General features: G+C 39.0%; 14 protein-coding genes. 5 read left to right on the top strand and 9 right to left on the bottom strand.

What is annotated here, in order from left to right; genetic code table 11:
• Positions 1–52: 52 nt before the first annotated feature.
• The gene (locus HCN54_RS06660) at positions 53–1,033 is read right to left on the bottom strand and encodes a TerC family protein (protein ID WP_167597076.1); all 981 of its coding nucleotides are present in this window, start codon (positions 1,031–1,033) and stop codon (positions 53–55) included.
• A 168-nt stretch (positions 1,034–1,201) separates the two neighbouring features.
• Here HCN54_RS06660 and HCN54_RS06655 point away from each other — a divergent pair, with 168 nt between their 5' ends.
• From HCN54_RS06655 to HCN54_RS06640, 4 genes are all read left to right on the top strand, one after another.
• Complete coding sequence (locus HCN54_RS06655; protein WP_167597075.1) at positions 1,202–3,169, top strand: aconitate hydratase; 1,968 nt, start codon at positions 1,202–1,204, stop codon at positions 3,167–3,169.
• An 87-nt stretch (positions 3,170–3,256) separates the two neighbouring features.
• Entirely contained in the window at positions 3,257–3,703 is a 447-nt protein-coding gene (locus HCN54_RS06650) for a nucleoside deaminase (RefSeq protein WP_167597074.1), read from the top strand.
• 4 nt (positions 3,704–3,707) lie between these two features.
• Positions 3,708–4,553, top strand: a complete 846-nt coding sequence (locus HCN54_RS06645; RefSeq protein WP_072982054.1) for a formate/nitrite transporter family protein — start codon at positions 3,708–3,710, stop codon at positions 4,551–4,553.
• A 42-nt stretch (positions 4,554–4,595) separates the two neighbouring features.
• Positions 4,596–5,153, top strand: a complete 558-nt coding sequence (locus tag HCN54_RS06640) for a DUF4251 domain-containing protein (RefSeq protein WP_167597073.1) — start codon at positions 4,596–4,598, stop codon at positions 5,151–5,153.
• On the opposite strand, the gene HCN54_RS06635 is transcribed toward HCN54_RS06640, so the two are convergent.
• The 4 genes from HCN54_RS06635 to HCN54_RS06620 all read right to left on the bottom strand — a co-directional run bounded on the left by HCN54_RS06635 (position 5,154) and on the right by HCN54_RS06620 (position 7,936).
• Positions 5,154–5,333, bottom strand: coding sequence for a hypothetical protein (locus HCN54_RS06635; RefSeq protein ID WP_072982058.1), 180 nt, complete (start codon positions 5,331–5,333; stop codon positions 5,154–5,156). It lies immediately after the preceding gene.
• Between the two features lie 317 nt (positions 5,334–5,650).
• A complete protein-coding gene (locus HCN54_RS06630; RefSeq protein WP_167597072.1) occupies positions 5,651–6,187 on the bottom strand; it encodes a hypothetical protein in 537 nt (178 codons plus the stop codon).
• Positions 6,188–6,384: 197 nt separating this feature from the next.
• Positions 6,385–6,855 carry a nucleoside deaminase gene (locus HCN54_RS06625; RefSeq protein WP_072982063.1) on the bottom strand — a complete coding sequence of 157 codons (471 nt, stop codon included), beginning with the start codon at positions 6,853–6,855 and terminating at the stop codon, positions 6,385–6,387.
• A 481-nt stretch (positions 6,856–7,336) separates the two neighbouring features.
• On the bottom strand, positions 7,337–7,936 hold the full coding sequence (locus HCN54_RS06620; protein ID WP_167597071.1) for a DUF6642 family protein: 600 nt from the start codon (positions 7,934–7,936) through the stop codon (positions 7,337–7,339).
• Between the two features lie 226 nt (positions 7,937–8,162).
• Here HCN54_RS06620 and HCN54_RS06615 point away from each other — a divergent pair, with 226 nt between their 5' ends.
• Entirely contained in the window at positions 8,163–8,714 is a 552-nt protein-coding gene (locus HCN54_RS06615; RefSeq protein ID WP_072982067.1) for a DUF4494 domain-containing protein, read from the top strand.
• A 98-nt stretch (positions 8,715–8,812) separates the two neighbouring features.
• On the opposite strand, the gene HCN54_RS06610 is transcribed toward HCN54_RS06615, so the two are convergent.
• From HCN54_RS06610 to HCN54_RS06595, 4 genes are all read right to left on the bottom strand, one after another.
• Positions 8,813–9,328 (bottom strand): tyrosine-protein phosphatase, encoded by a 516-nt coding sequence (locus HCN54_RS06610; protein WP_167597070.1) that lies wholly within the window; start codon positions 9,326–9,328, stop codon positions 8,813–8,815.
• A gap of 171 nt (positions 9,329–9,499) precedes the next feature.
• Positions 9,500–10,513, bottom strand: a complete 1,014-nt coding sequence (locus HCN54_RS06605) for a zinc-binding alcohol dehydrogenase family protein (protein ID WP_167597069.1) — start codon at positions 10,511–10,513, stop codon at positions 9,500–9,502.
• A gap of 78 nt (positions 10,514–10,591) precedes the next feature.
• Positions 10,592–11,266, bottom strand: a complete 675-nt coding sequence (locus tag HCN54_RS06600) for a flavodoxin reductase (RefSeq protein WP_167597068.1) — start codon at positions 11,264–11,266, stop codon at positions 10,592–10,594.
• Positions 11,267–11,442: 176 nt separating this feature from the next.
• Positions 11,443–12,189, bottom strand: coding sequence for a hypothetical protein (locus HCN54_RS06595; RefSeq protein ID WP_167597067.1), 747 nt, complete (start codon positions 12,187–12,189; stop codon positions 11,443–11,445).
• Positions 12,190–12,215 lie beyond the last annotated feature (26 nt).

Raw genomic sequence — 12,215 nt, 5'->3', positions numbered from 1 at the left:
TCAATGCATTTTAGGCTTTCTTTGACACCTATACGTTAATGTGTTTTAAATTTTAAGGAAGTTCTTCGGCCTTTGCGGTATTGGCTTCAGGGTCCTGGCCGCCTTTTAGATAAATAGAAGCTAAGATTCCGCCTACTAAAGAAACGACGATCACTCCTAGAGATAACCACTCCGGTATATCTATCATATGCGAAAAAATCATCTTTAGACCTACAAAAGCTAGAATCACCACGAGACTATAATGTATATATCTAAACTTCTGAAGCATTCTTGATATCAAGAAATACATAGAGCGCAGGCCTAGGATCGCGAGAATATTGGAGGTAAATACCAGAAACGGATCTGCCGTAATGGCCAATATCGCTGGGATGCTGTCAAGAGCAAATAGAATATCGGTAAGTTCGATCACGATCAAAGCAAGAAAAAGGGGAGTGGCCGCCTTTTTTCCTTGATCAATGATAAAAAAGTCGTGCCCTTCCATTTTAGTAGTAACCGGGAATAATTTTTTCACCCCTTTATAAACCGCAGAATCTTGAGGATCATAATCATCATCGTCGTTAGATTTCAACATTCTATATGCTGTGATGAGTAAAAATCCTCCAAACACATAAATAATCCATTCAAATTTGTTGATGAGCGCCACACCAAATACGATCATTAAAGCTCTAAAGATAATAGCGCCAAGAATCCCCCAAAACAACACGCGATGTTGATATTTAGGTGGAATTTTGAAAGAAGAAAAGATCACAGCGATCACAAACACATTATCAATGCTTAAAGAAAGTTCGATTAAATAGCCTGTGATGTATTTTAAAACTGCGGTGTTCGCCGTAATATTAGTTGGGTTCTCGATCAATTCTGCGTTGAAAAGCCAGTAAATCACACCACTAAACGCCATTGCAATACTAAACCAGACCGCCGTCCAAATACCGGCTTCTTTACTTTTGATCACGTGATCGTGTTTATTAAAAACACCTAGGTCAAGTGCGAGACAAACTAATATAAAAGCGATAAAAATTCCCCAGACGAGCATATACAATTTTTGATTAGACGGTGCTTAATACTATAATGCGTTATTCAAAATAGGCCGTAAAGTTAGCATAGTTTACAGGGCTTAAGCCGATTCTGGTTGTAAATTGCTGTTAAATAATTGTAGCCCTTTTTGTTTCTGATTAACTTCTAAGAAAACAAAAAAACTGCAATGAAACCACTAAATGTTACTCAAAAATTAATCAACGATCATCTTATTGAAGGGAAGTTAGCACCCGGAGAAGAAATTGGTCTCAAAATAGATCAAGCGCTGCTTCAGGATGCTACCGGAACTTTGGTGCAACTTGAATTAGAGGCTATGAATCTCGATCAGGCTAAAACCGAAGTTGCCGTGCAATATGTGGATCATAACTTACTTCAAACCGACTTTAAAAATGCAGATGATCACGCGTTTCTGCATAGTGCTGCACAAAAATTTGGTCTTTGGTTTTCACGCCCGGGGAATGGTGTGAGTCATCCCGTACATATGGAGCGTTTTGGGAAGCCCGGTAAAACGCTTGTAGGTAGTGATAGTCATAGTTGCGCTGCAGGTTCTTTAGGAATGCTCGCCATTGGTACCGGTGGATTAGATGTTGCTGCCGCAATTGCCGGTCAGCCTTATTTTGTAAAAATGCCTCAAGTGATGGGGGTTAAGTTGACAGGGAAATTACCAGATTGGGTAAGTGCTAAAGATGTGATTTTAGAAATGCTGCGCCGTCACGATGTAAAAGGAGGCGTGGGTAAAGTGATTGAATATTATGGAGAAGGTCTAAAAGACCTCAGTGCGATGGACCGGCACGTGATTGCCAATATGGGAGCCGAATTAGGCGCCACTACTACCGTTTTTCCTAGTGATCAGGAAACCAAACGTTTTTTAAAATCTCAAGGCAGAGAAGAAGATTGGACCGAACTTGTAGCCGATGAAGGCTGTTCTTATGATTTACATGATTATATTGAACTTGATAAATTAGTACCACTTATCGCATTGCCTACCAGTCCAGGGAATGTGGTTCCGGTGAGTGAAGTAGCCGGTAAATCTATTTCTCAGGTGGTGATTGGTTCTTCTGCGAATCCCGGACTGCGTGATTTTTGGATCGCAGGAGCTATCGTAAAGGGCAAATCAGTGAATCCTGATGTTTCGTTTGACGTGAATCCTACAAGTAGGCAGATCATTCAGAATATGATCGACACCAAAGCTTTTGCTAATCTGATTACCGCTGGTGCACGTTTTCATCAGAGCGGTTGTATGGGCTGTATTGGAATGGGACAAGCACCAGCAAGCGGAACGATTAGTTTGCGTACGATGCCGCGTAATTTCCCGGATCGTTCAGGAACTAAAGATGACCAAGTGCATTTGTGCAGTCCGGAAACTGCCGCAGCTTCTGCGTTGACCGGAAAAATTACCGATCCTCGTGATATCGCTTCACTTTACGATATGGAATATCCCAAGTATCAAGATCCAGAGTTGCACATTATCAATGAAGATATGTTGGTAGCTCCGGCTGAAGATGGAAGCAAAGTAACGCTTAAAAAAGGGCCTAACATCAAATCTTTACCGCATATCGAAGCTTTACAAAGTGATTATGAAGTACCTGTGCTTTTAAAAATGCAGGATAATATTTCTACAGACGAAATTCTTAAGGCAGGGGCAGAAGTGCTTCCGTTTCGTTCTAATTTACCGGAAATCAGTAAGTACAGCTATACGGTTATTGACGAAACTTTTTACGATCGTGCAATGGCCACCAAAGAAAAAACAGGCGGACATATTGTGGTTGCCGGTGACAATTATGCACAGGGGAGTAGTAGAGAACATGCGGCTTTAGCACCAAAATATTTGGGTCAGGTTGCTGTCATCGCTAAAAGTTATGCACGAATCGCTTGGCAGAATCTGGTGAACTTCGGAATTCTTCCATTAGAGTTTGAGAATCCTGACGACTTAGATAAAATTGATCAAGGAGATACCGTTATGTTGAAAAATCTACGACAACTGGTAGAGCAGCGAGAAACTATTGAAGTGCTTATTAAAAAAGAAACCGGGGAAGTTGCTATTCCAACAAAGCATAGTTTGAGCGATCGCCAAATACGCGTTTTGCTTAAAGGTGGAATTATCAATGATTTTAAAGAAAAACTTTCCGCCTAAACGGTTCAAAAACATTTTATAACAAAATTTAGGCACGAATGCTCAAATGCGCTTGGTATTTTTGACATTCGTCTCTTTTTAATTCATATGGAACAACAACTACACGAAAACTTCTTAAGAAAAGCGATTCATTGGGCTAGGAAAGGAAAAGCCAGTAAAGGAGGAGGAGCCTTTGGAGCAGTCATTGTCAAAGATGGAATCATCATCGCAGAAGGTCATAATAGCGTAGGTGCCAGTACAGATTGTACCCAACACGCAGAACTAGCGATGATTCAACAAGCTTGTGTAAAAATGCGATCTAAGAGTCTAACAGGGTGTATTTTATATACCAGTTGTGAGCCGTGCATAATGTGCCTAGGAGCCACGCGCTGGGCCGAACTTGATGCTGTCTATTACGGTGCTTCTGCAGCAGACGCTAAAGAAGCCGGTTATATTTATAGCGAGCTGTTTTACAATTCGCATAGCGGAAAGAGACATCAAGAATTTAAACTCAAGCAACTGCTACGCGACGAAGCCGTAGCCGTATGGAATTAATACTATGAGCGAAGAAGAAGTAAAACAAGAAAACATAGACAAGGAACTTGAGAAATCTGAAGTTTCTGAAGATTCGCAGGCCAAAAGTCACGGCGAAATACTCAAAGAGCAAATTTGTGAAGGAAAAAAAATATACACGCTAAGCACCAGCAGTGTTTTGGTAAGTTCGCTCACAGCTGGGTTAGAGCTGGGTTTCAGCTATATGATGCTGTGTAGTGTATTTTTTCATTTTTCAGATTCCTTTAGTGATTCAACACTGTTTAAATTGATCGCGTTGGTGTATCCGTTAGGGTTTATTTTGGTTGTTCTAGGCCAGTCTATCTTATTTACAGAACAGACCTCTTTATTGACACTTCCGGTATTGAACCGAAAGCACAGCTTAATGAGTCTATTACGTATTTGGGGACTTGTAATTTTTGGGAATTTACTAGGAGGGTGGTTGATCGCTTTGGTATTAATGTGGATCGGGCCACAATTAGGAATTTTTGAGGTGGAAACTATGGTCAGTATTGGCGACCACGTAGCCCATTATACATTACCAGTCATCTTAGTCAGTGCAATACTTGCTGGCTGGATGATGGGCTTACTATCTTGGTTGGTGACTTCGTCTAAAGACACGGTAAGTCGCATCATCATTATCTTTCTGATCACTGCTACTATGGCTTTTGTAGGATTGCATCACAGTATAATTGGGAATATTGAAGTGTTTTGTGCTTACGTGTTGGGAGATGAGATCAGTCTGGGGCGTTATGTATGGGTACAATCTACTGCGCTGATCGGTAATGCGATTGGAGGTGCATTTTTTGTAGCCTTGCTTAAATATCGCGCCTTTGTCAACAATGTGAATTAAGAAATGGAATCATTTTTGTTTCCATTATGTAAAATAAAATCTATGAAAAATTTAGTTTTAATAGTACTAGCATTTGGAGTATTGGGTTGCTCTGGAAGTAAAATAGCGGCAGATAGCAATGCAGAACTGAATCAATGGATTGAATCTGGGACTTATGCAATTGAATCACAATGGGCGTCACCAATGCCAACATCGGCGTTTATGGCCGTAGCCAATTCTAATATTCTAGGACCGGGAAATAACGCAAACCGCATCAATTTAATCGGAAACCCTAATCATTTACGTGTGTACAATGATAGTATCGATGTGCACCTGCCATTTTTTGGGGAACGCTTTATGGGCGGAGGATACAACCAGAATGGTTCGGGAATTGAGTTTAAAGCACCAATAAAGAATTATACCGTGAGCGCAGAAAAAGGATATTACCGCGTTAAATTTTCCGCAGCTGATCGCACGGAAAGTTATAACATCGTTTTAAATCTGTATCCTAATCAGACCGCGAACATTGCGGTAAACAGTAGTCAGCGTGCAGCGATTCAGTATCAAGGGCGTATTGAAGCCTATGATCCTGATAAAACTGAAACTGAAAGTGAAAAGTAATTAGCGCTTCTTCAATACAAAAGGAACTAAAAGCGCAGCCATCGCAGCAATGACAATTCCGCCAATAGCACCTAATTTTAGTGAATTGAATACATTGTGTGTATCTAAATAGTAGAATCCAAACACAAAAGCTGTCACAATAATAAAGGTGATTATAAAAATCTTTGGTCGTTGTTTCATGACTTTTTTCTTTAAGTTACTAGATATGCAGCAAAGGCTCAAGAGTTGTGTTAGTCAAACTTAAAATCTAAGAAGAATATAACACTTGTAGGGAACAGGTGTTAATTTTATAACACACAGAGATAGATAATGGGATTCGTGTCGAAAATACTCTATTTTACATAATGTAAATTATAATACAAAAGTACACAATATAAGAATATGCAAATTCAAACTAAAATAGCCGCTTTGGGTAACCGCTTATAAATCGCGTATTCCGTACAATGGGTCCGGAAATTTTCAAATACGCGATTCTCAGGAATTGAAAAATTAAAAGCTCAGTTAAGTTTAAATGACTTTATTATAGTTTCTAGTTCACATAATTCTTTCTTTCCATAACGGTTACTAGAAACTCCAAGACTTAATGTATAGATCAAATCATTTTTTGGATTTTCAACAGTAACGTACAGCACCTTTAAAGGAATTGTATCAACTTTTTCCTTTACTAAATTCCATATTGATTTCTTGTTGAACATCATTGTAGTTCCAGACTCAGTCACATCAAACTTACGTTGAATATCTTGCTGTTGTTCGCCAAGCGTCTGCTTTGGCTGAGAATTTTTCATTTCTACGATTCCAAAAAATTTTAAAGCACCCTTCTCAAATACTGCTGCATTAAGACCGTTTTCAATAATTACGGGATTCCAATCTTTATTTGGTAAAGTAACTGAATATCGATTTCCACTTCCCTTTAAAACTAATCCTTTAGTTAAATCTATTTTTTTACACGTACAGTCTTTCATAAAATCCGACTTTTCAGATGTCAAAATCATAGATAATAAACCTGTTAGAAAAAGCAAACTTTTATAATTCATTCTCCCTTTATATCAGCATGCTTCAAGCTATACCAAGTTGTCAACGTCATAAAACCACCAAAAATCAAAAAGTTAATTGCAAATTTCCAAAGACTGAATTCCTGCTCATCATAATAGTCAAATACAGCCATAATTGCAGCGTAGACCCCTCCTCCTACGCATTTCCAATTAAAAGCGATTTCAGTCTTGACTTCATTTTAATACTCGGTTTTATCTTCTTTTACTGCCCATTCCTGAAAAGGTTTGATGGCAACTTCGGGAGCTAACTGTTCAAAGGGAATGCTTCGGTCAGCGTAAGGTAGTTTCAACTCTTCGTAGATAAAATCATCATCAAAGCCTATGTGTGCTGCATCGGTTTTTGTACTTCCGTAGTACACCTTTTCCGGTCGTGCCCAGTAGATCGCACCTAAACACATTGGGCAGGGCTCACAGGAGGTGTAAATCGTACAGCCTTCTAATTGAAACGAACCTAAGTTTTTACACGCATCGCGTATGGCCGTGACTTCGGCGTGTGCAGTAGGATCATTGGTAGACGTGACTTTGTTGTTGCCTTTACCAATGATTTTTCCGTCTTTGACAATCACACAGCCAAAAGGTCCGCCTTCATTGTTTTGCATTCCTTTAAGCGCCGCGGTTACGGCTTCTTGCATATAATGTTTATGATCCATTATTATGATTTTTTGGGTAAAGATAAATTTTAGAAGATAGATTAAAGATAAGAGAACATAAAGAAAAGACCGTGATTGAGATACGAAATGGGAAATACAAAATACGAAGCGATTAGTTTGTAGTTGGCAGTCACAGTTGGCATTGCGCGTTACTTGTTTTATTTAAGATCTAAAGATAGGCAGGTACTGATTTTGAATAAACTAGAACTTCTATTTGTATTCCTTTTCTTTTTTGCATCGCCCAAAAAAGAAACAAAAAAGTCTAGGCTTACAGAAGCTTCTGATAGGTCGCTGCTGACGTTCTAAGAGATTTTGGTTCCAGAATTGAGATGTTAGATAAGAGAATAAATAGAAATGACAGGGATTGAGATACGAAATGGGAAATACAAAATACGAAGTGATTAGTTTGTAGTCGGCAGTCTCAGTTGGCAGTGCGCGTTGCTCGTTTTACTACACATCTAGAAGTACGCTGGGATGCGGTTTAATAATACATTCTAAAATCTAATACTTTACAAGCTGTATAATGTTTTTGATGAAGCTCTTCTACCACATTAAAAATATCATCATCTTCATTAAATAAGTTAAAGAACACTTTATCCAGATTGGCGCTACTCACTCCGCTAAAGGCATTGCCATAGCCCGAAACTGCTCTGGCATTGGTGATATCCAGAAAATATTGGGCTTCCTCTTCGTCAAGATCCAGCACTTTAGCATTAGAAAAGTGAACAATTTTTCCTCTTAATTTTCCTTCAAAAAGCTCTGCGATCTCCTGAAAACTGTAGTTGTACCCATTTAGAGAAATGCTATTGGCAGCACCGGTCATTACGAGGTAAATGATTTCGTATTCCTTGAAATAATGATCGTCCATAATCAGCGTGTTTAAACTCGCCTCAAGACCTTCAATGGTATCGCAGCTTTGATAAATACTGGCCACACCAAATTGAAGCGCCAGCTCTTCTAGACTTTTTTGCACTTCAGTACGTGCATCAACCGCTATATCTTCAACCCCTTCTAAACAATAGATAAACTTATCAGGATCTAGGTCATAGTTTTGGGGTACTTGGGTTCTTTTTTCCAGCATTTTTAAGTTTCATAGCATTTCATACAAAGTTAGCATTTAAAGTTCCTTTTTACATAATAGGAAGACTTACCCACGGACATTTAAAACAAATTTTATTTTCTATTAGTATAAGCTCCTACGTGCTAGCGGAATAAATAAAAGCATTTCAGATTGTGAATATCTCAGCGTAGAATGTGCTTGTTTGGCCTTGTGAAACGGTTATTTTTGGCGTCCAAAAATTTGATTTATGAGCGTAATCTGGTACGAATGCAAAGTGAAATATCCTAAACTTGATGAAGTTTCAGGGACTAAAAAATTGAAAACAGAACCGTTTTTGGTAGACGCAGTGTCTTATACCGAAGCTGAAAAGCGCATTACCGAAGAAATGCAGTTATACCTGAGCGACGGCGAAGGGATTTTGATCACCAACATCAAAGTGGCGAATTATGCTGAGATACACCCTTTTGAAAATGCAGATCGCTGGTTTAAAGCTAAGATCTCTTTGATCGCTTTTGACGAAGAAAGCGGAAAGGAACGTAAAACTAACGAGTATCTACTGGTCCAGGCCAATGATGTCAAAGAGGCTTATGAGAACACGATGCACGCGATGAAAGACACGATGGGCGAATTTAGTATCCCATCTATTGCAGAGTCTCCTATTGTTGATGTATTCCCCTATTTTACCGGTGAGGAGGAAAACTCAGAGCGCCTGGAAGAATTTCTTAGACTTAAAGAATCTGTTCCTGCCGACAATGCCGAAGATGAAGCGTTAGCGATGGAAGATTCATTAACAGCTTAACCCATAAAAAAAGCGTTGATACTTAAGATCAACGCTTTTTTATGTTGGCCTTCGCGGGAAATATTATCACTAAGGCATTTTATTTTAGATGTTTTTCCTTATTGACCAGCGGCCAGTTCACTAGTTTTTATATCCAAAGCTGTCCTAAACGATTGTGTATCTAAATCTTTTATCAGATCAATAACGTTAGGATACCAGTCTTCGTGATAACCCAAGGCTTCAATGCGTAATTCTTCGATGGCGCGGGCTTTGCTCCAACCTTCAAAAACAATACGATATGCTGCGCTGATGGCTCCGGTGCGATCGCTACCGTGCCAGCAATGAATGAGTACCGGTTTTTCGGCATTTTTAATCGCAGTCAAAGCAGCCAGCAACTCACCTTCTGTGAGTTCGCCTGCTCTTAATGGCATCCAAACCAGCTCCATATCTGTATCTCTGGCTTTACGATCGTCTTTCCAAAGCCTTCTAAAATTGAGTACGGTTTTGATTCCGAGTTTATCAAGTTCGCCAAATCCTTTTCTACTGGGTTGCTCAGAGCGGTATAAAGAGTCGCTTACTTGGTATAAATTATCGAGATATTGACATTCAACTTCAGAACAAAAATCTTGAGCCATAATTGGGAAAGTGCATAAAAAACTTAATGTAAGTATTAACGTGGACTTCATCATGTTACTTTTAATTTTCAAGTTAACGTCGTTTCAAATACTAACGTATAGTTACGTAAATAGTATTCAGAAATTGTGCCAAGTACAGCTTATATCGCTTTTTATCATTATTGTGGAAGCTTAAAATAGAATAACATTCTTACCAATGCTTTTGCCGCTTTCCTGTAATTTATGTGCTTCTTTTAAATTGGCTACGGTAAAACCATTGAAGGTTGTAGTGAGTGTAGATTGTATGGCTCCCTCCTCTAAAAGATCTGCAAGATGATTTAGAATATCGTGCTGGCGTTGCATATCTGGGGTTTGATACATAGAGCGCGTGTACATCAATTCCCATGAAAAAGTCACGCTTTTAATTTTTAATAGATTCAAGTTTAGAGGATCACTACTACCGGTAATACTTACAATATGTCCCTGCGGTTTGATCAATTCAGCAGCGGTTTCCCAATAGCTGTTAAGATCAACACAATCAAAAATAAAATCTACCTGCTCAATACCCTTTGCTGCGAGCTCGTCTTTGAGTTCATAATGATTGACTATAATATCAGCGCCCATTTGTTTGCACCAGTCCACAGTTTCCTTACGTGATGCGGTGGCGATCACCGTGAGATCGGTTAGTTTTTTTGCAAGTTGAATGGCTATAGACCCAACACCGTCGGCTCCGGCAAGAATAAGTAGTGTTTTGCCTTTGTCTGTAGCCGGATTGTATTTAAACCGATCGAAAATAGTTTCATAGGCAGTCAAACCCGTCAACGGAATCGCTGCAGCTTCGGCAATGCTTAAATTCCTTGGTTTGCGTCCTACGATCCGTTCGTCAACCAGTTGGTATTCGGCATTACTTCCGCTTCGCGTTAGATCACCAGCATAAAAAACTGCATCTCCCACGTTAAATAGAGAGACCTCCTCTCCTACTGCCTCCACAATTCCTACTGCATCCCAACCTATAATTTTAGGACTATCTAAAACTTGGTCTTTTGCAGCATTCTGCCGAATCTTATAATCCACCGGATTGACAGAATTTGCCTGAACTTTTATCAGTAGATCTCGCCCTTCGGGCTTTGGGATTTCAGTTTCAAAAGCAATAAAGCTTTCTTCTTCGTTTATAGGTAATGATTTTTTAAATCCAATCGCTTTCATCAAATTGTATTTTTAGTTTATTGTGGGCGCCAAAGCGTTATATATTCTGATGCTTGCCCGGAATTTAATTAAGTTGAATTAGTCCATAGCTTCTTGAACGATACGTTCTTCTGTAACGCCCATTTTTTTAAGATCCTTAATTACCGATTCCATCATAGGTGGCGGTCCGCAGACATAGAATTTTTTTAACGTGGTGCTGTTGATGTTCTTATTTAAAAAGGCTTTATCAATGTGCCCGTATGCATAGTCTGTATCTTCCTGTTCAGAAAGAATATTGATAAAATCCTCTTCTAAAAGGGCCTCTAGTTCGGGAGCGTAGATGATGTCTTCTTCTTTTTTATTGGCAAAGATGAGTTTGTTCCCGTTGACTTTTCCTTCTTGTTCTAATTGTTTAAAAATGGACAAAAATGGCGTGATCCCGGCGCCACCGGCAATGAATACTCCGGTACCTTGATAAGATATTGCTCCCCAAGCCTCATCGATGATGAGTTCGTCTCCATTTTTAAGTTTACCTAAGCGTTGGGTAACTCCGTTATGGTCAGGATAGGTTTTGATAGTAAACTGTAAAACATCTTCTTCGGGTAAATTTGTGAATGTAAAGGGTCTTTTTTTCTCTTTCCATTTGGCTTTATTGATGGCTACTTCTGTAGCTTGACCTGGTGTGAAATCAAATCCTTCAGGTTTTTCTGTCTCAATATGCAATACATCGTGGTTAATAAAATGAATTTCATTGATTTTTACGGTATAACTCATAATTTAAATTGGTTAATTCTTTTAAAGTTAAGAAGACTGTAGCGGCTTGTATACCAAGGTTTTCTTAAGGTTGGCGTTAATGTTTTGTTAGGAATCATAGTTTTGAAAACAAAAAAGAAAGGTTGAACGCTTTAATAGCATTCAACCTTCTTATCAGTATTCTTAAGGTTTACCAACTAATACCGTTCCACCAATTGATTGTCTTTAAACAACGCTCCAACAAAATTATTCTGTTTCATATTTACGAGAATGTATTGTCCGTCTGCTTTTGGACCTACCGAAATATAAGCGGCTTCGTTTGCTCCATTATCGGTCATAGTAATACTGAATTTAAAATATGGCGTATGTTGTTCGGTCTCTACCGGTGGCATAAAAAAGTCTGATGTTTTGGTCTCGATGTGCATCATCTCACCATAGGTAAATCTTCCGTTTTCAAACTTGCCCGAAATAATAGTGTTGTTTTGGAAATAGATCCCGTAATCGTCAAAACAATCCCCAGAAATACACGTAGCATCTGCAATATCCTGAGGCGTGAAGGTATTGCGACTAAGCACTTGCCCCTGATCGTAGCTGATCAATTCTCTTGAAAATCCTTGTGGGGAGCGCACCTCTCTGATGTGATCTCCTATTTTAATTCCTTTTTCAAACAGGCCTGAGGTTCGTCCTTCCCCCTCATCGTATACGGTAAATCCGTCAGGTTTACCCTCTTTAAAGTTGGAATAATAATAATCACTGGTTTTATTCTGGCTATAGCCTACACCGTTATACAACCCATTTTTATAGAAACCGTGGTATACATCGCCGGTTTCTTTATTGTAATAAAAGCCGTAACCATTTTGGCAATCACCTTTAGAACATGGCGTTTCTTGTGCAAAACTTACTGCGCACAGAAAAAATAAACTGCTTAAAATAAGTGTTTTCATAATTGAGGTTTTTAATCAGTAATCGA

Origin of the sequence: Leeuwenhoekiella sp. ZYFB001 (assembly GCF_011784865.1) — a bacterium.
Lineage (GTDB): Bacteria > Bacteroidota > Bacteroidia > Flavobacteriales > Flavobacteriaceae > Leeuwenhoekiella > Leeuwenhoekiella palythoae.
This window is presented reverse-complemented; position numbering and strand designations above follow the sequence as displayed.

Coding starts and splice junctions, on each gene's coding strand:
- HCN54_RS06595 (WP_167597067.1), bottom strand. CDS start 12,189: ATGAAAACACTTATTTTAAGCAGTTTATTTTTTCTGTGCGCAGTAAGT.
- HCN54_RS06650 (WP_167597074.1), top strand. CDS start 3,257: ATGGAACAACAACTACACGAAAACTTCTTAAGAAAAGCGATTCATTGG.
- HCN54_RS06620 (WP_167597071.1), bottom strand. CDS start 7,936: ATGCTGGAAAAAAGAACCCAAGTACCCCAAAACTATGACCTAGATCCT.
- HCN54_RS06615 (WP_072982067.1), top strand. CDS start 8,163: ATGAGCGTAATCTGGTACGAATGCAAAGTGAAATATCCTAAACTTGAT.
- HCN54_RS06610 (WP_167597070.1), bottom strand. CDS start 9,328: ATGGCTCAAGATTTTTGTTCTGAAGTTGAATGTCAATATCTCGATAAT.
- HCN54_RS06605 (WP_167597069.1), bottom strand. CDS start 10,513: ATGAAAGCGATTGGATTTAAAAAATCATTACCTATAAACGAAGAAGAA.
- HCN54_RS06645 (WP_072982054.1), top strand. CDS start 3,708: ATGAGCGAAGAAGAAGTAAAACAAGAAAACATAGACAAGGAACTTGAG.
- HCN54_RS06600 (WP_167597068.1), bottom strand. CDS start 11,266: ATGAGTTATACCGTAAAAATCAATGAAATTCATTTTATTAACCACGAT.
- HCN54_RS06625 (WP_072982063.1), bottom strand. CDS start 6,855: ATGGATCATAAACATTATATGCAAGAAGCCGTAACCGCGGCGCTTAAA.
- HCN54_RS06655 (WP_167597075.1), top strand. CDS start 1,202: ATGAAACCACTAAATGTTACTCAAAAATTAATCAACGATCATCTTATT.
- HCN54_RS06635 (WP_072982058.1), bottom strand. CDS start 5,333: ATGAAACAACGACCAAAGATTTTTATAATCACCTTTATTATTGTGACA.
- HCN54_RS06660 (WP_167597076.1), bottom strand. CDS start 1,033: ATGCTCGTCTGGGGAATTTTTATCGCTTTTATATTAGTTTGTCTCGCA.
- HCN54_RS06630 (WP_167597072.1), bottom strand. CDS start 6,187: ATGAATTATAAAAGTTTGCTTTTTCTAACAGGTTTATTATCTATGATT.
- HCN54_RS06640 (WP_167597073.1), top strand. CDS start 4,596: ATGAAAAATTTAGTTTTAATAGTACTAGCATTTGGAGTATTGGGTTGC.